We start from the raw sequence: 267 nt of genomic DNA, 5'->3' as shown, positions 1-267 counted from the left end.
CGCAGTGCATTTATTAAGTGGTGGACAAAAACAACTCGTTGCGATTTCCGGTGTAGTCGCAATGAAACCAGACTATATTATTTTTGATGAGCCAACAACATTACTTGATTTGCGAAACAAGCGTCTCATTACGCAAGTTATAGAAGAATTATCACAAACGGCAATTGTTGTATCACATGATTTGGAGTTTATCAGAAACTTTGATAGAGTATTAGTTTTTGATAAGGGGGAGATAGTTGTTGATGATATACCTTTGGTTGCTATCAA

1 protein-coding gene is annotated in these 267 nt (G+C 36.0%); it reads left to right on the top strand.

Annotated elements, in window-relative coordinates; all coding sequences use genetic code 11:
• On the top strand, positions 1-267 hold a 267-nt coding region (locus tag ACFINS_RS10985), incomplete at both ends, for an ATP-binding cassette domain-containing protein (RefSeq protein ID WP_375706291.1).

It is taken from the genome of Bartonella sp. AA2SXKL (genome assembly GCF_042197205.1).
Taxonomy (GTDB): Bacteria; Pseudomonadota; Alphaproteobacteria; order Rhizobiales; family Rhizobiaceae; genus Bartonella.
This window is presented reverse-complemented; position numbering and strand designations above follow the sequence as displayed.